Here is an 18512-nt window from a genome sequence, read left to right as displayed (position 1 = left end):
TTCTTATCTATCTCTTGTACCTGCATTATATACTTTATGTTAAGAGGATCGGTCTATTCATGTGGTACGCTGGAAATCCAAAGTAATATTACAACGATTGACAAATTAACTTATCATTTCACTAATCCGTCTGATGTGACGCAGGTAGTATCTAATATGAAGAATGGAATATCAAGTAAAACCATTGTCCAGACTAAGACAAGCGATGATCTGATTCGTTTGTCCAACAACAAATCCGGTATGACATACGTCAATATTATGTTTACTCATCTAAAAGGTTGTTTTTTCAGTATGTGTAAGAAATCCTTCATAATTGGAGTGACTATTTGTTTTTTATGATAAGTAATGTATATATGTCGATTTAGCCCAAATGCAGGAAGTACTCGGCTAACCAGTTCTCCTTTCCTTTTTTCCTCTATAAAACAACTTTCTGATACAATCGCCATTCCTAGTTCATTTTTGACTGCTTCTTTCATGGTTTCCGTCGATGACAATTCCATTAATTCCCTTAGGTGAATATTATTTTCACTTACCCATTCATCTATTAATTGTCTGGATAGAGAACCTTTTTCGTGAAGAATGAAAGGTTGATTGTTAAAATCCTTGACAGTCAAATTCTGTTTTTTTGTTAATGGGTCGTTTGGATTAAGAATTAACTGAAGATCATCTTTGACAAGTTTTTCTGCGACAATATCTTTATCCATTAATTCACTATAGGACACGATTGCCATATCGATTTCAAAGTTTCTTATTTTTTTTAGTAAAATGGTTGCAGGTTTCACTTCGACAGAGAGATGTGCATTAGGATATCTTCTTTTAAAATCCCTTAAAGCTGGAAGAATCATGTATGTGGCGGGTGTATAAGTAGACCCTAACAAAAGGCTTCCAGTTCGTTTCTCCGAATATTCTTCCATCAGGCGATTTGTTTTATCAACTAGCATTAAGATTTGCTTCGCTTGTTGATAGAGAGCAGTACCTTCATTCGTCAAAGCTAGCGTTTTACTATAATTAGATTTAAATAAAGGAAACGGATATTGCTGTTCTAATTTTTTAAGATGGAAATGAACGGTTGGCTGTTGAATATTTAATTGTTCTGCAACCCTACGCAATGTTTTTAGTTCCACGACAGAGACAAATATAGTTAATTGTTGTATATTCATTGATTTCCTATCTCCTTTATATAAAAGATTACTAATTAAATATTATATTTTATCTAATATTCATTCAATAAATTCAATAATATTTAATGGTTTCTTTACATTCAATTAAAAGTAGGTTGATAACCGTTTGTTACGATAATCTAGAGATAAAAAGTGAAACTATAGGAGGGAACAATATGCATGTGAAAATGATGAAACTATGTATCATACTTGTGGCAATAAGTAGTGTTTTATTACTAGCGGCATGTGGCAATTCAGAGTCAAAATCAGCAAAAGGTGAGACGAGTGAGAAAGCAGAGGAAGGCAATGGTCCACTTGTTTTATATGCCAATGATTTAACAGATTATATTGCGGACATGTTTGAAGAAGCTACCGGCTACAAGATGGAAGTAGTCCATGGTGGTGGTGGCGAAATCTTGTCTCGTATGGAAGCAGAACAAGGTAATCCACAATGGGATGTAGTCTGGACAGGTGCAATGAGTTCTTTTCACGGATTTGCGGAAAGAGACTTCTTCTATGAAGGGTTTGAACCAGAAAATCTGCAATACATGACAGATGAAGGGCTGGCACTATTACCTGAGAATAATGCTTACTTTCCTATGAGCATCCATGCAGCTGCACTTATCGCCTATAATACGGAACTAATAGATGAAGAAGAGGTTCCGAAAAATTGGACAGAATTTTTAAACTATAAAGGTAATGTTGCAATGGCAGATCCGGCAGTTGCAGCACCTGCTTATCCCGTTGTCTCATATATCTTCCATGAAAATGGCTTAGAGAAAACTAAAGGTAAATTTCAAAAGCTATTTGAAGAAGGACGTCTAAAAGTGTTCCCCAAAAATGGTCCACTTGGACAAGCTCTAATTAATGGAGATGCAGAGGTTGCAGCATTACAAGAACATAATGCTTACGAGCTTAAAAATAGTGGAGAGCCTGTAGATTTTATTTGGCCAGAAGATGGAGCTGCTGGTTCTGTCAGAGCAATTGGCATTAGTAAAGATACAGATCAATTGGAAGCAGCTGAAGCATTTGTAGAATTTATGTTGGACCCTGAAACACAAACAGCACTCGCGGCGATTGATGATAGAGATAGTTTATTTACGCCTTTTGCCGAGGGAGCAACTCCAGATCCAATTCGTGATCCAGATCCTTATATAGAACTTCCGGAGATCGAATGGGCAAGTGAGCACGAAGCAGAGATCAAAGAATGGTTTGCCGATCAAGCTATTCAATAGTTCAATAAGTTGATAAACGGAGTGATAAGTACGTTATGTACAAAATGCTAAGGTCAATTAATCCTTTAGGAGCAGGTATCACCCTGCTTCTGTTTCTTTTAATTTTACTACCGCTATTAGCGGTTATCATACAAATCATATATCCAGGTTTTTTCTTCGGAGAAAGAGTTTATGCGGGACTCGGGTTACTATTAGAGCTGTTTGAACGCCCACTCTGGAAAGCATCTCTTATGAACTCATTAATATTAGCAACAGGCACGGCTTTTCTTGGAACTTTTATCGGCGGAACCCTAGCTATAGTGAGGGCGAGCTGGAAGTTTCCTTTAGCTAGATTGTTAGATATTACTGTATGGGTACTGCTCATTATGCCTTCTTTTATAATTGCTCAAGGCTGGGTACTATTTGCGAACAGTAATGGGTTGATTAATCAATGGTTAGGAATCTCTTGGGTATCAGATCTGATTTTTCAGCCTGCTGGTTTAATTCTAGTCATGTCATTAAGTAAATTTTCCTTAGCTTATTTAGCCGTGCAATCGGCTTTAGAATGGAATGTTTTACATTATATTGAGGCAGCACGTTTAAACGGAGCTAATGCTTTTGATGCATTACGTACGGTTCGGCTTCCACTACTATTGCCGGCCTTTGTAGCGGGCTGGTCTCTTGTGTTTATGGAGACTATTGGTGACTTTGGTTTGCCTACTGCATTATCGACAGTATATCGTTTCCCAACTTTACCATATACGATATATTCAGCTATTAACATGTCTCCTACTCGGTTTGATTTAGCAGGAGTACTTTCTTTTTATCTTGTTGTCATTATTATTCTAGCATTATTAGTATTGTTTTTGGCTATGAGAAAATCACGTTATGATTTTTTAAACAATCGTGCAATTAAGCTTCAACCAAAAAGAGTAAAGTGGCACCCTTTTATTTCGTTAATAAACATTGTTTTTGTGATTGTTGTTCTTGGGATTCCAATTGGCTCAAGTGTTTTGGTATCTTTTATGTCAACAATGAATGGTGGTTTAGGATTGGATAATTTAACTTTGCAATACTACATAGAAATATTATCAAATGAACCCTTTTTAGCCAGTTTACAAAATTCATTAAAAATCTCTGGTGTTGCTGCTTTATGCAGTGTTGTGATTGGTTTCATTGTATCTTTTGTTATCTATTTTACCAAGTTTCATTTAAAAGGGCTTATTAACATGACTTCGCTTATATCATTAGCTGTTCCAGGAATCGTACTCAGTGTCGGATATATATTTATCTGGAATCAAAGTTGGTTGGAGAAGATTAACATGAACTTATATGGTACTCCAGCTATTGTTGTACTTGCAGCGGTTGCTGGAGCTATTCCCTTTGCTGTCAGGCTTCAAATCGGAGCATTTTCTAGTATACCAGAGTCAGTGCTACAAGCAGCAGCTTTACAAGGGGCAAGCCTTAAAGAACAAATGTATACTATTGTATTACCTTTCGTACGTAGTGCGTTAGTTATCTCATTTATTGCAAGTTTTGGAACAGGTGTGTTTGATTTGGCTGTTGCTACAATGCTTCATCCACCGAACTATCATTTACTGCCAGTAACAATTAGTGCAGCTTTCGAACAATCAAACTATGGTTTTTCTACATCTGCAACGGTAATCAGTGGTTTAATTGTAGTTGCAATCATGCTTATGATCGATAAGACAAGTAGTTTAGTATTTCATTTTAAAGAAAGAAGAAAGGGGTCATTTATAGATGAGTAGTATTTTATCAGTAGAACATGTAAGTAAAGCATATGGTAACGTACTTGCTTTAGATGATGTATCTTTTACCTTAAATGAGGGAGAAGTCGTTAGTATATTAGGTCCATCTGGTTGTGGTAAATCCACATTGCTCCAAGCAATCGCAGGTTTACTTAAACCGACAGATGGACAAATTATTATTGATAATCAAAAAGTCTCCGATCGTCATATGATGCAATCACCAGATAAGAGGCCGGTTAATATGGTTTTTCAAGACTATGCACTTTGGCCACATATGAACGTGTATGAAAATATTGCATATGGTTTAAAAAGAAGAAAAAACTATACGAAGAAAAGAAAGGAGAAAGTAGAGGATTTATTAGATAAATTGCAATTGAAAGGACTTGCACGAAGAATGGTTTCTCATCTTTCTGGTGGACAGCAACAAAGAGTTGGTATAGCCAGAGCATTAGCAACAGAACCAAAAATACTATTAATGGATGAGCCACTATCCAATCTAGACATTAAATTACGACTGCAAATGAGAAATGAACTAGCAATTCTTTTAAAAGAATTACATACAACAGTTGTACATGTTACCCATGATCCCATGGAGGCTTTCGCATTGGCTGATAAACTGTTAGTTATACGTGCTGGCAAATTAGAACAATATGGTCTTAAAGAAAATGTATTCCATATGCCAAAGACGGAATGGGTTGCACAATTACTCGGCTATACTAATAGATTAATGATGGAGAAACAACAGTTGGAATTTGAAGGGGATAATAGGGGATCAATACAATGGAAAGGGCAACTTATTCAGGGAAATTGTAATGATAATCAAAAAGAAAACACAGGTCACTGGAAGGTTATTGTTCATCCGAATGATGTGAAACTAGTAAATCCAAACGAAGTATCGGTCGATCAGAAAGAAGAAAATATTATTCGGGAAAGGATCAAACATGTTGTTTTTCAAGGCTTATCATGGCAAGTAATTTTAAATACTGGGGATAATGAGGATTTTTCATTTATTGTGGATCAACCTTTACAAGTAGGGGATGAAGTATCCATTTGCTTTCCGGTTAACCGTACATTTTTATTTAAGGAAGAAATCATTGGCTAGAAAATTGGTGATATCTGATATTCATGGTCACGGACAACAGTTGCTTTGTTTACTGGTTAAAGCCAAGTATAATCCTTCGAGTGACCAATTAGTTCTTTTAGGTGATTACATACATAAAGGCCCTGACTCTACAAAAACTATAAAAATTGTACGCCAACTATCCGAAAATGGAGCAATTGCCCTAAGAGGTAATCATGAGCAACGGGAAATAGATGAATATATGAATAAGAGCAAGGGTGTTTTTTCTAAAAAGGATATATATTTCTTCCATCAACTTCGATTATATTATGAGGATGAAGAGTATATATATGTTCATGCAGGGATTCGCCCCAATATCCCTTTGAATAAACAAAAATCTGAAGATTTACTCTCCATTAGAACTGCGTTTACGAGTCAGTCTCTTCATATCAATAAGAAAGTAATTTTTGGTCATACCCCTACGTTCAGGTTAGGAAGTGCAAGTGAAATTTGGATTTCTAGTGATAAAATAGGCATTGATACAGGGGCAGCTCATGGTGGCAAGTTATCCTTAGTAGATGTAACGAATAAAATAGTTTACAGCCATTCATTGTCTCAAGCATCAACTATTAATGTGAAGAAATTTTCTCTGGAACCAATCACTCATTTGTAATAATTAGAATCATTTGTCTTGTGCGATATTTCTAGCAAAACTACCTTCTTTGGTTATTAAATTCCAAAGGAGGTTTTGTAATCAAATATGTTATAGACTAAGAAATTGATTATTGCTTTAACAGTATCGTCGAACGATTTTTTGTATGACTACATGGTATTTTTGGCAGTATTTTCTCTAGACAATCAAACAAGTTTTTAGACTACAAAAAAAAGCAGCTACCTTAATAGCTGCAGGTGTCTGTCTTTTACATATATCTTGATTAATGGATGGGAATGTTCATCATCCTTGTTCAGCAGGATAAGAAGGATGAAAGAAACGAAAGATATGGTTGTAAAAGACGTAACAGGTTAGATGGCGGGATGACTGCAGTTGTCGCAGATGTTATGATAACAATCTGCTTGTTCTACAATATCATTTCCGCACTTACTACACTTTTTTCTGGGAATGTTGCGAAAGAATTCAACGATGCTCTTCATAACGGCCCTCCCAAAAGCGTGTCGTGTTATTATTGTATTATAACAAGTGTAAAAAATCAACTATTTGTATTAGTACAATTTCTTGAAAATTGTTTTCTCTCTTTAATTCTTTTATACTTGTAGTAAGAATTAGCTAACAATAGGAGTGAAAGAACAGATGAAATTTATCGATAATAAAGGAATTACTGATCCATATATTAATCTAGCCCTTGAGGAGTATGTACTCAAAAACTTCGGTGAAGAAGATACATATTTATTATTTTATATAAATGGACCATCGATCATCATTGGTAAAAATCAGAATACAGTAGAAGAAATTAACACCAATTATGTGGATGAACATGGTATCAAAGTTGTTCGTCGCTTGTCTGGGGGTGGCGCAGTATATCATGATGAAGGTAACTTGAACTTTAGTTTTATTACAAAAGATGATGGGGACAGTTTCCACAATTTTGCCAAATTCACTGAACCAGTAGTAGAAGCATTGAATAAATTAGGCGTTCCAGCAGAATTAAAGGGACGTAACGATTTAGTTGCCGATGGACGCAAAATTTCAGGGAATGCCCAATTCACGACAAAAGGGCGTATGTTCAGTCATGGGACATTAATGTATGATTCAGAAATCGAAAATGTTGTACGTTCTCTTAATGTAAAAACTGAAAAAATTAAGTCAAAAGGGATTAAATCAATTCGTAGCCGTGTTGCTAACATTTCTGAATTTATGGATGAGAAATTATCGATGGATGATTTAAAAGCACATATTCTTAAACACGTTTTTAACGTTGAAAACGTGGATGATGTTCCACAATACGTATTAACAGATGAAGATTGGGACAACATCCATCGATTATCCAAAGAACGTTACCAAAAGTGGGAATGGAATTATGGCAAATCACCGAAATTTAATATCCAGCACTCTCATAAGTTTGATGGTGGGTTAGTAGACGTTCGCCTTGATGTTCATAAAGGTATCATTGAACAATGTACGATCTATGGTGACTTCTTCGGTGTCGGCGATGTCAAAGAATTAGAAGATCAATTACAAGGTGTTCGCTATGAGCGCCAGGCAATTGATGAAGTGTTAAGTGACTTAGATGTTTCCCACTACTTAGGGAAAATTACAAAAGAAGACTTCTTAGGGCTTATATATTAGCGTAAAAAATCCTCTTATCTTAGTTTGATGGGAGGATTTTTTAATTGAATCCTGTTTGTTTAGTTTTTTCAAAAAAAAGATAAAATGATAAGATTAAAAGTACAAATTTTATCCATATAATAGTAATAACTTTTATGTTTAGGGGCTTATATCAATGAAAAAATGGATGATAGGATATACAGTATATGTAATGCTGATTTTTCTCTATTTTTATTATTTTTATCCACTTACATCATTTAGTGATACACGTTATGGAGCATTAGCACATGCCTTTTTCTTTGCGATGATGCCATTACAGCTATTGATGTTATACATCTTAATCAAGAAAACAAATTGGATGGAACAACTGGAACAAATTCGATCAGAAATAAAAAAGGTGCTGTTATATGTTACATTACTAACGGTATTAGATTATCTGATCCATTTCCCTTTTCGCTTTCTTTGGTATAGGATCGGGGTAAAAGAAGGAATTGGAACTCAAGGATTTCTTTCATGGCTAGTTGAACAATTACTACATACAGGAATGTTGTGGTTATCCCTTTCGTTGATTGTCCTGATTACACGAACCGTTATGAAAAGATGGCCGAGAAAATGGGGGATGATTCTTTGGTTCCTTGCGATCCCAGTAGTCTTGTTCGTTGTATTCGTGCAACCGATTTGGATTGATCCACTTTTCGATGATTTCACCCTATTGCCAGAAGGAGAGTTGCGAGAAGAAATCGAAATGTTAACTGCAGATGCAGGAATTAATGAAGCAACACTACTTGTTGTCAATAAAAGTGAGAAAGTGTCCACCTATAATGCTTATGTGACAGGTATTTTCAATCATGCTCGTATTGTATTATGGGACACCACCATTGCTGGTATGCAGCAGAATGAAATATTATTTATTGTGGCCCATGAGATCGCGCACTACATCTATCATCACGTATACTGGGGAGTAGGTTTATATCTTTTGTTAACACTCGTTGTATTAATTGTATTACAACAGTGGACTCGCTCTTGGAAAAGTGTCTATTCTTTGTCATCTTTAACAAAATTGTTATTCGTGACAGTAGCTATACTCATGCTTTTGCAGCCTTTGTCACTATGGGTATCTCGAGAAATGGAAAATCAAGCAGACCAATATGCGATTAATCATACCGAAGATTTATCTCCAGCATTGACAAGCTATAGACAACTTGCTGAACAATCGAAAGCAGATATTTCTCCATCTCCATGGATTCGATGGTTCCGTTCCAGTCATCCATCAATAGCGGATCGTATCGAACGAATTACCAAAGAAATAGAAAATCGTGAAACGAACCCGTAATTTGATTCGTATATAGAGTAGAGGTGGTTGAATTGGATACTTATTATCAAAAAATAGTAAAAGCTCAAGAAGATAAGCGCAAATTAAATCGACTAAAGCACGAGCGAAAAGAATTAGCAGTTGAATTAGAAAAATTGGAGAAGCAAAAGCAGGAATTCTATCAACAATTGCAAGATGAGAAAGTGGATGTCGAAAAACTAGAATCCTTTAGTGTAGCGAATATTTTTTATTCGATCACTGGTCAAAAGTTAGAAAAACTTGATGAAGAGAAACAAGAAGTCGCAAGAGCACAATTACGCTACCAGGAAGCGAAAGCGTCTGTACAGGACTTGCAAGAGGATATCTTGGCATTAGATCAGCAAATTCGTGAATTGGGAGAGCCTGATGTTCGTTATCAACGCTTATTAGAAGCGAAATATCATCATTTGTTAGATACCAATCACGAAAGTGGTCAACAAGCGCTTAAAGTATTAGAAAAATTGGGCAACATGCAAGATGAGAAATCTGAAATTGCCGAAGCGATTGATGCAGGAGAAAAAGTAAAACGTGCGCTATCATCCGCTCTCTCTTCTCTAGATAGTGCGAAAAATTGGGGAACGGTTGATATGTTTGGCGGTGGCTTAATTTCGACTTCGTTAAAACATAGTCATATTGATGATGCCAAACAAGCTACACACGATGCCCAGCGGTTATTACGGAAATTTTCACATGAGTTAAATGACATCGGCAAATCATTTCAGGCTAATGTTGAGATTTCTGGCGGGTTAACTTTTGCTGATTATTTCTTCGACGGTCTTATCATGGACTGGTTTGTGCAAGACAAAATCAACCAGTCAGAACAACAAGTCAGTGAAATGTATCAAAAAGTAGATGAGACGATTTCGCAATTAAAGCGTCTCAACCAAGATGTTAACAACACCATCGATCAAGCAAATCATAAATGGGAACAGATTATATATCATGCATCATAAGTAAACCCCTCGATTGGAAAGTCGAGGGGTTTTTCGATCCGACACTTTTGTGCACCAAAAGTCGGAAGAGTTTTTTTGTTTCCTGCTATGCTTTAGTCAAGGAGGTCATGTTAATGAGTGGATTAATAGAAATGAACAGGGCATTGGAATATATCGAGGAGAATTTAACCAATCAAATAGATTACGCCAAAATAGCAAGCATTGCCTATTGCTCTGAATACCATTTTAAGCGAATGTTTTCTTTTCTGGCAGGTATTACTTTATCGGAATATATTCGCCGTCGACGCTTAACTGTCGCAGCATTTGAACTACAAAATAGCGATGCTAGAGTAATTGATATTGCCATTAAATATGGCTATCAATCTCCTGATTCCTTTGCCAGAGCTTTTCGTGGTTTGCACGGCATTAATCCGTCAGAAGCAAAAAAGCATGGTTCACCACTGAAATCTTTTCCACAAATGACCTTCCGATTATCAATCGAAGGAGGAAATGAGATGAACTATCGTATCGAAGAAAAGGCTCCCTTCCGAATTGTTGGTGTGCAAAAACGGGTGCCAATTATTTTTGAAGGAGAGAATCCAGAGATCACCACCATGTGGAAATCACTGAACAAGGAGAAAATCGGGCAATTGAAAGAGCTCTCGAACACAGAACCTAATGGGATCATTCAAGCATCCACCAATTTCTCAGAAGGACGTATGGAGGAAAAAGGAGAGCTGGATCATTATATTGGGGTTGCTACAACAGAAGAGTGCCCAGAACAATGGGCTGCTTTAGAGGTTCCTGCCTTTACTTGGGCAGTTTTCGAATCAATTGGTCCGTTCCCACAACATTTGCAGGAGACATGGGGGAGAATTTACGCTGAATGGTTCCCCTCATCCAATTATCAGCAAACGAAAGGTCCGGAGATTCTTTGGAATGAAAATAGCGATTTTGATTCGCCAGACTTTAAAAGTGAGATTTGGATACCGGTAGAGAGGCAATAACGGGGTACTATAGTATTCCTCGAGGACAAAAGAAGGCAAAAATGAGGAAAAGTGTCTTCGAGAATCACTCTCGAGGACACAAGAAAGCGAAAATGATAAAAAGTGTCTTCGAGAAACACTCTCGAAGACAAAAAAGACCAATATTTTGGAGGTATATCATGCTTATCAGGCATTTCAAAATCAGTGATGTTCCACAAATTCTACCTTTAATGAAACAATTAGGCTATCCTACGACAGAAGATCAGTTTCAGCAAAGAATGGCTACCATTCAAACACTACCTAACTATCAAACTTTCGTGGCAGAGGAACAGAATATTATTGTTGGGCTACTAGGGGTATCTCTGCAACATTTCTATGAACACGACGGGACTTTTGTTCAAGTTGGTGTATTTATTGTTGATGAGAAATTTCGAGGACAAGGAATTGGAAGACAGTTACTTGTAACGAGTGAAGAGTGGGCTGAGAAATATGGAGCGAGAAAAATATTAATTAATAGTGGTAATCGTGAAGAAAGAAAAAATGCACATCAAATTTACTCAACGTTGGGCTATGAAGCGAAAAGCATAGGCTTTGTAAAAACTATCAATAACAGGAGGTGAAGTCATGCTATCTCGCTACCTTCTAGTCTGTGCCATCATTAGTAGTGTGCTCGTGTTGCTAGTTCAAATATTCAGGTGGCAGATTGTTGAAGCATTCACACCATTTTTCTTCCCCTTTATATTAACAGCAGTATAGGCTTTTTTATCATTACGCTTATTACTTCTGTTATTCTTATGTTTGTTAAACGTAAATGGAAGCCGGTAGTAATTCAAATCGTGACAATTATTCTCTTTTTCACTGTCCCGTTTAACCAAATGATATTGAAATGGAACTTTTATATGAAAAAAGAAGCTAGGGAAGAAGTAATTGAGAAAATAGATAATGGCGATCTAAAACCAAATGTGGATTATAATGATTCATTGATCCAATTACCAAATGAATATGCACATGTGACAAGTGGTGGAAATGATATTGTGGTAGAAGAAGATGGAGCTGTTTTTTTCTTTACATATCGAGGAGTGTTGGATAACTTTTCAGGTATTGTTCATTCGCCTCTTGATGAAAAGCCTGATACCCATGACTTTGGAGGAGATTTTAAAGAAATCGTTAAATTTGCGGATGGTTGGTATTTTGTTTCATCATCTTGAGACACAATAGTAAAAGTCTTGTGGGGAAACACAAGACTTTTTTTGGTTACTTATCTATAAATCATTCTTTAGTTTTTCTAAGAAACTCGGTTCTAATTCAACATAGTAAATCTCATCTTCAAAGATATTGTTTAATCCTTCTTCCAACTGAATTATATCATATTGGTTTGATTTCTTTTCCATTTGATTGAAAATATCTTCAGTTAGATTTGTTTGATGGTGAGAAATAAGCTCCATTAATTCAGGAAACTTTTGATCCTTCTCTAATAGATTGGCAAGACTATTTTGTTCTTCGATTTCATATATTTTATTTTCATCATCAATTTCTAATAATTGAAATATTTCTTCCATTGGCATCAAAGCATAATAATCAATCGGAATATCTAAATAATTAGACACAGTTTTCATACTCGCTGCTGGGTCGTTATCATGAGCTCCCACATGTAATAGCTTTGTTTTTTCGAATTTTTCACCTTCAGCATTATATCTGTCAACATATAAATCACGGGGAAGGGAAACTACTTTTACACTTTCCTTATCGAAATTATAGGTAAGCAGAAGGTTAAAAGGGTTTCTGTGTCTATCTGCATCCTCACCCATTAGCAATAAAACAGAATTCCCATTTCCTTCTTCTGCTGTTGATGTGATACTTTTGTCTGCCTCTGAATTTTGTTTTTCGTTAAGAATAAAAGATGGGATTAACGCAATAGCTAACATAAAAACTGCTATAGTTGCCATGATCGGCACAATTGGACGTGTGAAACTGCTTTTATTATGATGTTGTGTTGTTGTTTGGCTATGAATTTTGTTGAATGTTTTTTTTCTATCATCTTTTGTAAACGTTAAATCTTCCTGATCTAAATAAGAGGATAATTCTTTCTCGAATTTACTAGCCATAAATATTTTCCTCCTTCATTATAACTTTTAACCGCTGTTTTGCCCGGGTTAATCTAGTTTTCACCGTGTTAAGGTTAACTTCTGTAATGATTGCTATTTCTTCCAATGTGAAAGATTTGTAGTAATAAAGAAAAATCACCTCTCGATACTTTTTTGGCAGTGAAAAAATACAGTCCTTAATTTCGTTTTGTTCCTCCGCTTCCATTACCTTACTTTCAGCTGAGAATATCGTCAGCGTATTTTCCACAAAGTTTTTTGCTTGTACTTTTCGGTTATGCCAGCTCCTGAGATGGTCCTTACATTCATTGATAGCAATCCGATATAACCATGTTTTAATGGAAGCCTCATTTCTGAATTGCTCAAGGTTTTTATAACACTTTACAAAGGTGTTCTGAACCATGTCTTTAGCTAGCTCTTTATCTTTCACATATTGGAAAGCTAACCGTACTAAATCATCACCGTAGTTTATCATGGTTTCTTCTAATAATTGTTCTTTTTCCAGTTCTGTCATGACACCACTCTTCTCTCATTTATCTTACTTTCGCACATTGGACGAAAGCGAGATTTAAATAGTTTCAAAATATAAAAAAACTTTTTAAAAAGCAAAAAGAAGCCTTCATGATAAAGGCTTCCTCCTTTTCATTTTGGTAGTTACCATTTTAGTTAAAAAAGCACCTGCAAATGCCAAAAATCCATAGATGAAAATCCAGAAACCGAATGATCTGTTAAACCATAAAAGGGCAGCTATGATTCCAAGCAATATCACTAGAATAATAGGTGCAGTGAGGTTCTTAAGTATCAAGTAACCAACGACCCCAAGTATAATAGATATGATAGGGAATATGAAAATGATCAATGGAACAGTAAGCATACCATTTTCTCCTGAATATCGGTATCATTGAAAGTTGCTTGTTGTCTGGTTTTATTAGCTGATCTTGTCATGGACATACCCCTTTACTTAGGCTTTATCGTCGTAACTAACTGTTCTTGGTCCGTAATATAAAAATCCATTTTTGGTCGTTCGTTGATTAAGTTAAGTTGTTCTAGTTTAAAAAAGTTCACTCTGCGATAGGGATCATGATCAATAATCGGTAATTCCTTTTTTTGTGCGATATATTGATCGACTGCTTGCTGGACTTGATCCAAAGCTTGTGCAATATGCTTATCTTCTTCCTCAAATAAGTCATAGGTTTCTTTTGACATATAGTATTTTTTGGATGGAATCGCCTTCAAAATCGGAGCTAGTAAAGTATAGTCTAGCGATAAGTCGTCCTTGATCAATATTTTCAATGGAATATTTGGAGGTAAGTCTCTGCTGTACTCATGAATAGCGGATCGGACTTCTTCTAATGATATATCTTTTGTAGGGAATTTTTTTGTTTCTTTTTTCTTTTTCTTAAACCACAATTATTTCACCTCATTTTTTTGCGAAAATTTTGTTGAAAATGACCACTCAGTTGCCTCTTTTAAGCAAATTATAGCAAATTTCTGCTAGATTGATAGTCTAACTCGAAATTTCGGGCTATTTTTTGTTATTTTATATCCAATTTTATCAAAAATTGCTACATTATAGTGGAATAATTTAAAGGAGGAAATGAAATGGAAATTTTAATGGAGAAGGTTCGGGAAATCAGTCCAAAGACATTAGCAGTGGTCGGTTATGAAGCAGATGGGAGGTTTTTAACCCGTGTGATTGAGTATGAAGAAGTAGATGATTATGAAACAACATTTAGTACACAACAAGTGATGGATGTTACTTGTAAAGCTTTTGGTATTAGTTTAAAAGGGTTGATTGAAGGATCAAGAATGTTAAGTGGCATCACGCATAAACCACCAATTGCAATTGACCGGATAAGTGGGATGTATTTTTTTCCGGTGGAATCCCCCTTAAGAAAAGCTTGTACATGGATTGCGCATTCACACGTTCTCGAAATAGAAAAGATAGAACAGCACTTAACAAGGGTCGTTTTTAAGAATGGGCGTGAATTAGTGTTAGAGGTTTCTTATGCTACAATGATCAATCAATTGTACCGTACTGCTCAGTATCGCTACTTGCTTAGTAATAAAATGGAGCACATTCTTGAGGCTTCTCAGCATATTGCGGAATCGAAATGGCATAAAAAGAGATAAGATGATGACGGCTAGAATAAAACCAATAAGGCTCTTACCTTATTGGTTTTATAGGTTTATTAGCTAAATGAATAGTAAAGGTATTGAACAAAGTAATATGATCATAGGAAGCAAAGCAATTGTTAACGGTGTCCATTGCTTGGAGATAAGATCTACTGGATTTTTCGCTGGCGCATAAAGACAGTTTGCGATTTGTTGGGATAATGATTTTTTCAATGGAATATCTGGTACATCTACTTCAAATTCATCTAATTTTTGTTTTAATTCCTCGGGAATATCGTGTTTATTCATCATCATCAACCTCCAATAGGTCTTTTAGCTTTTTTAATGAACTGTGTAGTCTTGATTTTACTGTCCCAATCGGAATTTGTAAAATAGCAGCAATCTCTTTTTGACTTAAATCATGATAATAAGTAAAAATAATTACAGCTCTTTGTTCAGGTGATAGTTGTTGTATGGTAGTGCGAATCGTAATCTTTTCTTCTAGTGATACTGGTTCTTTTTGGTTCTGTTCATATAAAAACGGGAGTAGTTTTTTGAACTTGTTCCGTCTTTTTAGTTTCGTCATCGTTAACTGGTAAGCAATTCTGAATAAAAAAGTGCGAATATGGGACTTAGACGGATCAAAGTTCATTTGATATTTTTGAAATTTGATAAATGTATCCTGGACAATATCATAGCTTAACGCTTCATCTTGCGTGTAGCGGTAGGTGAACTGATAAATTTGTTGATGGTAAGTGGTAAATAACTCTTCCACTTGGATATTATCATTTGAATTCATCAGACCACCGCTCTTTAATTCCTTTAAATACATATGCTAATCGCGTAATAAACCAAATGAATGTAATTAAAGAAAAAACAAATGTTTGGTGAAGAAAAAATTGTATCCAATGGTTGTCGATATTTTCACCGGAAAGCAAGAATACAAATAATCCGGTAATACAGATAAACGTATAAACAGCAGATGCAATAATGGTATAATCCCATCTAGTCCAGTAAAAATAAAGATCTGATTTTTTAAAATCGATATTTCCTAGTCTGTCCTTGACTACTTTTTTGTTCATAGTAGCAATGAGTGTGACAAACAATCCGCCCAAAATAAAAGCAACAATCGTACTGATCAACCAACCTAACTCCATTTTATCATCTCCTTCATTTACTTATACCATGAACGGAGATGAAAAGTTCACTATTTTCTTAAAAAAATTACAGCTTTACTTCTTCTTTCGAGGAAGACGTTGATTCATAAGCATGTGCAAGTAATTCCTCTAAGATTAGCTCGACTTTTTTACGAATAGCTGGATTAAAGTAATTACGTTTTTCCTCTTTTCCTTTACAGAGGAATAGATAAGATGTGAATGAATCATTTTTTTCTGCTGCAACGACTTTAATTTTTTCCTGATACATTTGTTTGCGCAATTTTCTTCGTTCTTCGGTTGCGTTTTTTTCCATCTTTTCCAACAGCGCAATATATGGTTCATTTATCTTAAAAGGGGATAGTTGGTTCATTTTTTGTAAATCATGTTTAATAACCTTTAAGGCCATTGATAAAAACAGAAAACGTGATGCTAATTTCCATTCTTGTTCGTTTAAATATCTCATTTTCCATTTCCACCTCCAAGGGAACGTTTGTTCTATTATATACCCGAATCGCTAAAAGATGCAACAAAATTGTAAGAAAATCAGATAGAAATTTAAGGATTTAAGTGAAAGATTAGGAAAACAGTAAAAAAAATATTAAAATAAAAATAACTCATTTTTTTGGTCAGGTGAAGGAGTTAAACAAGGTATGATTACATATAATATAAGTAATTTAGATAATATTGATGTGGAAGAGATTAGAGAACTAGTCGAAGCAAATGAATTTGGACAGTTAGTTAACTTCTTACTGCAAAGTTATGAAAGCTTAGGTCCTATTCCTGGCTTCTTACTTCCGTTTATTGAATCTTTTCTTCCCTTTTTACCCATTATTGTATTTGTGATGACGAATGCTGCTGCATATGGTTTGTTGGAAGGGTTTCTTTTATCATGGTCTGGTACTAGTGCAGGTACGATTGCTGTTTTTATTTTGGTGAAACGTTATCGGCATCTAAAACTATTTAAATGGTTAAGAAAGAATAAACAAGTATCTAAGATAACGAACTGGCTAACCCGTCATGGATTTGGTCCATTATTTATTTTACTTTGTTTTCCGTTCTCACCTTCTGCAATTATAAATGTTGTAGCTGCTTTATCAAGTATTAATTTCTATCAATTTGTATTAGCTGTTTTGCTTGGGAAAGGGGTCATGGTCTTTACCATATCTTATATCGGAGATAGTGTAACTTCTTTTGCACAAAATCCAGTTAAAACGATTATATTAGCGGTAGGGGTATTGGTTCTTTGGATTGTAGGGAAATATATAGAGAAATATTTACACAGAAAATCCAATGAAAAAATTGGAGATAAAAAGGGTTAGAAACTTCCGAAAGGGGGTAAATTAGTTAATAAAGAGAGTCCTTTGGAGTGAAGGTATATGGATAAGAAACGTGTTTGGTCAATTGTGCGAATTGTTGTAATTGCATTGGTGTTGGCATTCTTTTTCCGATCTTATTTATTTGCAAGTTATGTTGTGAATGGTAAGTCGATGGAACCGACACTGCATGATGGAAACTTATTAATGGTCAATAAGATAGTATATGATTTAAAAGATATCAACCGTTTAGATGTCATTGTTTTCCATGCCAATGATAAGGAAGATTATGTGAAAAGGGTAATCGGAAAACCTGGTGATCATATTGTTTATCAAGATGATAGGTTATATATTAATGGAGAGGCAATTGATGAACCATATTTGGATCCATATCGGGAACCGAATAAAGTACTTACAGAAGATTTTACTTTAGAAGAAATAACCGGTGAAGAAGTCGTACCAGAAGGGAATTTGTTTGTATTAGGTGACAACCGAACGAAAAGCTATGACAGCAGAGCGATTGGTTTCGTGAAAGAAGAAACAGTGGTAGGAAAAGTAGATATCCGATATTGGCCGATGTCAGAGCTTAACTTCCAATTTATAAACTAAATAAAGGTAAGCGCTTTAATTAGGAACTCAATCCAAAACTGTTTATGAATGGATTGAGTTTTTTAGTGGAATTTTATGGTATAATATGGTGGGGATAGAAGGGAAAATCATAATGGGGAAGGAGATATAGCAATGATCTCTGAATTAAAAATGAGCGATTTAATAGGTGTCAGCATTTGATAAACATAGATGGGCATATGGAAGTGAAAGCCATTATACAGGGCAATAATCCTGGACGTATCTTTGTAGACAACCCAAAATCTCCTGATGCTGCATTTATGTGGCTTGGGAATAATGATGGATTTATTTTATAAATGTTCACCAGAAAACTCGTTACTTTAGTGATGAGATGAATGGTGAACGGTTTTGACAGATCGTTTGTTCTGGTATATAATAATAAACAAGAAACGTACGTTTGCGTTTGTTGGGGGCTTCTAAAAAAAGGAGAGGTGAGGTATAT

General features: G+C 35.3%; 25 protein-coding genes. 15 read left to right on the top strand and 10 right to left on the bottom strand.

Annotation, left to right across the window (positions count from 1 at the left end):
* Positions 1 to 266: 266 nt before the first annotated feature.
* Complete coding sequence (locus GHT08_RS18750) at positions 267 to 1160, bottom strand: LysR family transcriptional regulator (protein ID WP_163582935.1); 894 nt, start codon at positions 1158 to 1160, stop codon at positions 267 to 269.
* Positions 1161 to 1336: 176 nt separating this feature from the next.
* On the opposite strand from GHT08_RS18750, the gene GHT08_RS18745 reads away from it, so the two are divergent.
* The 4 genes from GHT08_RS18745 to GHT08_RS18730 are packed head-to-tail and all read left to right on the top strand — an operon-like array spanning position 1337 to position 5876.
* On the top strand, positions 1337 to 2395 hold the full coding sequence (locus GHT08_RS18745) for an extracellular solute-binding protein (RefSeq protein WP_163582934.1): 1059 nt from the start codon (positions 1337 to 1339) through the stop codon (positions 2393 to 2395).
* A 35-nt stretch (positions 2396 to 2430) separates the two neighbouring features.
* Positions 2431 to 4143 carry an ABC transporter permease gene (locus GHT08_RS18740; protein ID WP_238343614.1) on the top strand — a complete coding sequence of 571 codons (1713 nt, stop codon included), beginning with the start codon at positions 2431 to 2433 and terminating at the stop codon, positions 4141 to 4143.
* On the top strand, positions 4136 to 5245 hold the full coding sequence (locus GHT08_RS18735; RefSeq protein WP_163582933.1) for an ABC transporter ATP-binding protein: 1110 nt from the start codon (positions 4136 to 4138) through the stop codon (positions 5243 to 5245). The genes GHT08_RS18740 and GHT08_RS18735 overlap by 8 nt, the downstream gene beginning before the upstream one ends.
* A complete protein-coding gene (locus GHT08_RS18730; protein ID WP_163582932.1) occupies positions 5238 to 5876 on the top strand; it encodes a metallophosphoesterase family protein in 639 nt (212 codons plus the stop codon). The genes GHT08_RS18735 and GHT08_RS18730 overlap by 8 nt, the downstream gene beginning before the upstream one ends.
* A gap of 350 nt (positions 5877 to 6226) precedes the next feature.
* On the opposite strand, the gene yhfH is transcribed toward GHT08_RS18730, so the two are convergent.
* Complete coding sequence (gene yhfH / locus GHT08_RS18725; RefSeq protein ID WP_091480275.1) at positions 6227 to 6355, bottom strand: protein YhfH; 129 nt, start codon at positions 6353 to 6355, stop codon at positions 6227 to 6229.
* A 157-nt stretch (positions 6356 to 6512) separates the two neighbouring features.
* Here yhfH and GHT08_RS18720 point away from each other — a divergent pair, with 157 nt between their 5' ends.
* From GHT08_RS18720 to GHT08_RS22270, 7 genes are all read left to right on the top strand, one after another.
* Positions 6513 to 7508 (top strand): lipoate--protein ligase, encoded by a 996-nt coding sequence (locus GHT08_RS18720; RefSeq protein ID WP_163582931.1) that lies wholly within the window; start codon positions 6513 to 6515, stop codon positions 7506 to 7508.
* Positions 7509 to 7662: 154 nt separating this feature from the next.
* Positions 7663 to 8820: a M48 family metalloprotease gene (locus GHT08_RS18715; protein WP_163582930.1), complete on the top strand. Its 1158-nt coding sequence runs from the start codon at positions 7663 to 7665 to the stop codon at positions 8818 to 8820.
* A gap of 32 nt (positions 8821 to 8852) precedes the next feature.
* The gene (locus GHT08_RS18710) at positions 8853 to 9791 is read left to right on the top strand and encodes a hypothetical protein (RefSeq protein ID WP_163582929.1); all 939 of its coding nucleotides are present in this window, start codon (positions 8853 to 8855) and stop codon (positions 9789 to 9791) included.
* A 113-nt stretch (positions 9792 to 9904) separates the two neighbouring features.
* On the top strand, positions 9905 to 10777 hold the full coding sequence (locus tag GHT08_RS18705) for an AraC family transcriptional regulator (protein WP_163582928.1): 873 nt from the start codon (positions 9905 to 9907) through the stop codon (positions 10775 to 10777).
* Between the two features lie 158 nt (positions 10778 to 10935).
* Positions 10936 to 11376, top strand: coding sequence for a GNAT family N-acetyltransferase (locus GHT08_RS18700; RefSeq protein ID WP_163582927.1), 441 nt, complete (start codon positions 10936 to 10938; stop codon positions 11374 to 11376).
* A gap of 4 nt (positions 11377 to 11380) precedes the next feature.
* Positions 11381 to 11512, top strand: a complete 132-nt coding sequence (locus GHT08_RS22430) for a hypothetical protein (protein ID WP_272953913.1) — start codon at positions 11381 to 11383, stop codon at positions 11510 to 11512.
* Between the two features lie 143 nt (positions 11513 to 11655).
* Complete coding sequence (locus GHT08_RS22270) at positions 11656 to 11964, top strand: hypothetical protein (RefSeq protein WP_238343613.1); 309 nt, start codon at positions 11656 to 11658, stop codon at positions 11962 to 11964.
* 54 nt (positions 11965 to 12018) lie between these two features.
* Here the strand turns inward: GHT08_RS22270 and GHT08_RS18690 are convergent, their stop codons facing one another.
* The 4 genes from GHT08_RS18690 to GHT08_RS18675 all read right to left on the bottom strand — a co-directional run bounded on the left by GHT08_RS18690 (position 12019) and on the right by GHT08_RS18675 (position 14268).
* Complete coding sequence (locus GHT08_RS18690) at positions 12019 to 12861, bottom strand: LCP family glycopolymer transferase (protein WP_163582926.1); 843 nt, start codon at positions 12859 to 12861, stop codon at positions 12019 to 12021.
* Positions 12854 to 13372 carry a sigma-70 family RNA polymerase sigma factor gene (locus GHT08_RS18685; RefSeq protein ID WP_163582925.1) on the bottom strand — a complete coding sequence of 173 codons (519 nt, stop codon included), beginning with the start codon at positions 13370 to 13372 and terminating at the stop codon, positions 12854 to 12856. The genes GHT08_RS18690 and GHT08_RS18685 overlap by 8 nt, the downstream gene beginning before the upstream one ends.
* Positions 13373 to 13477: 105 nt before the next feature.
* The gene (locus GHT08_RS22630) at positions 13478 to 13732 is read right to left on the bottom strand and encodes a DUF2651 family protein (protein WP_163582924.1); all 255 of its coding nucleotides are present in this window, start codon (positions 13730 to 13732) and stop codon (positions 13478 to 13480) included.
* Positions 13733 to 13815: 83 nt separating this feature from the next.
* A complete protein-coding gene (locus tag GHT08_RS18675; RefSeq protein ID WP_163582923.1) occupies positions 13816 to 14268 on the bottom strand; it encodes a DUF3939 domain-containing protein in 453 nt (150 codons plus the stop codon).
* 192 nt (positions 14269 to 14460) lie between these two features.
* On the opposite strand from GHT08_RS18675, the gene GHT08_RS18670 reads away from it, so the two are divergent.
* On the top strand, positions 14461 to 14991 hold the full coding sequence (locus GHT08_RS18670; protein WP_163582922.1) for a competence protein ComK: 531 nt from the start codon (positions 14461 to 14463) through the stop codon (positions 14989 to 14991).
* Positions 14992 to 15054: 63 nt separating this feature from the next.
* Here the strand turns inward: GHT08_RS18670 and GHT08_RS18665 are convergent, their stop codons facing one another.
* The 4 genes from GHT08_RS18665 to GHT08_RS18650 form a co-directional block, all read right to left on the bottom strand.
* The gene (locus GHT08_RS18665) at positions 15055 to 15285 is read right to left on the bottom strand and encodes a hypothetical protein (RefSeq protein ID WP_163582921.1); all 231 of its coding nucleotides are present in this window, start codon (positions 15283 to 15285) and stop codon (positions 15055 to 15057) included.
* Positions 15275 to 15772, bottom strand: a complete 498-nt coding sequence (locus GHT08_RS18660; protein WP_163582920.1) for an RNA polymerase sigma factor — start codon at positions 15770 to 15772, stop codon at positions 15275 to 15277. The genes GHT08_RS18665 and GHT08_RS18660 overlap by 11 nt, the downstream gene beginning before the upstream one ends.
* On the bottom strand, positions 15759 to 16130 hold the full coding sequence (locus GHT08_RS18655) for a hypothetical protein (protein ID WP_163582919.1): 372 nt from the start codon (positions 16128 to 16130) through the stop codon (positions 15759 to 15761). The genes GHT08_RS18660 and GHT08_RS18655 overlap by 14 nt, the downstream gene beginning before the upstream one ends.
* A 67-nt stretch (positions 16131 to 16197) precedes the next feature.
* Positions 16198 to 16593, bottom strand: coding sequence for a YhjD family protein (locus GHT08_RS18650; protein WP_153833921.1), 396 nt, complete (start codon positions 16591 to 16593; stop codon positions 16198 to 16200).
* A gap of 187 nt (positions 16594 to 16780) precedes the next feature.
* Here GHT08_RS18650 and GHT08_RS18645 point away from each other — a divergent pair, with 187 nt between their 5' ends.
* The 3 genes from GHT08_RS18645 to GHT08_RS18635 all read left to right on the top strand — a co-directional run bounded on the left by GHT08_RS18645 (position 16781) and on the right by GHT08_RS18635 (position 18366).
* Positions 16781 to 17449 carry a TVP38/TMEM64 family protein gene (locus GHT08_RS18645; protein ID WP_163582918.1) on the top strand — a complete coding sequence of 223 codons (669 nt, stop codon included), beginning with the start codon at positions 16781 to 16783 and terminating at the stop codon, positions 17447 to 17449.
* 57 nt (positions 17450 to 17506) lie between these two features.
* A complete protein-coding gene (lepB, locus tag GHT08_RS18640; RefSeq protein WP_163582917.1) occupies positions 17507 to 18052 on the top strand; it encodes a signal peptidase I in 546 nt (181 codons plus the stop codon).
* A gap of 176 nt (positions 18053 to 18228) precedes the next feature.
* Entirely contained in the window at positions 18229 to 18366 is a 138-nt protein-coding gene (locus GHT08_RS18635; protein ID WP_193568321.1) for a hypothetical protein, read from the top strand.
* The last annotated feature ends 146 nt before the right edge of the window (positions 18367 to 18512 follow it).

The organism is Gracilibacillus saliphilus (assembly GCF_010994085.1).
GTDB classification, from domain to species: domain Bacteria; phylum Bacillota; class Bacilli; order Bacillales; family Amphibacillaceae; genus Gracilibacillus; species Gracilibacillus lacisalsi.
This window is presented reverse-complemented; position numbering and strand designations above follow the sequence as displayed.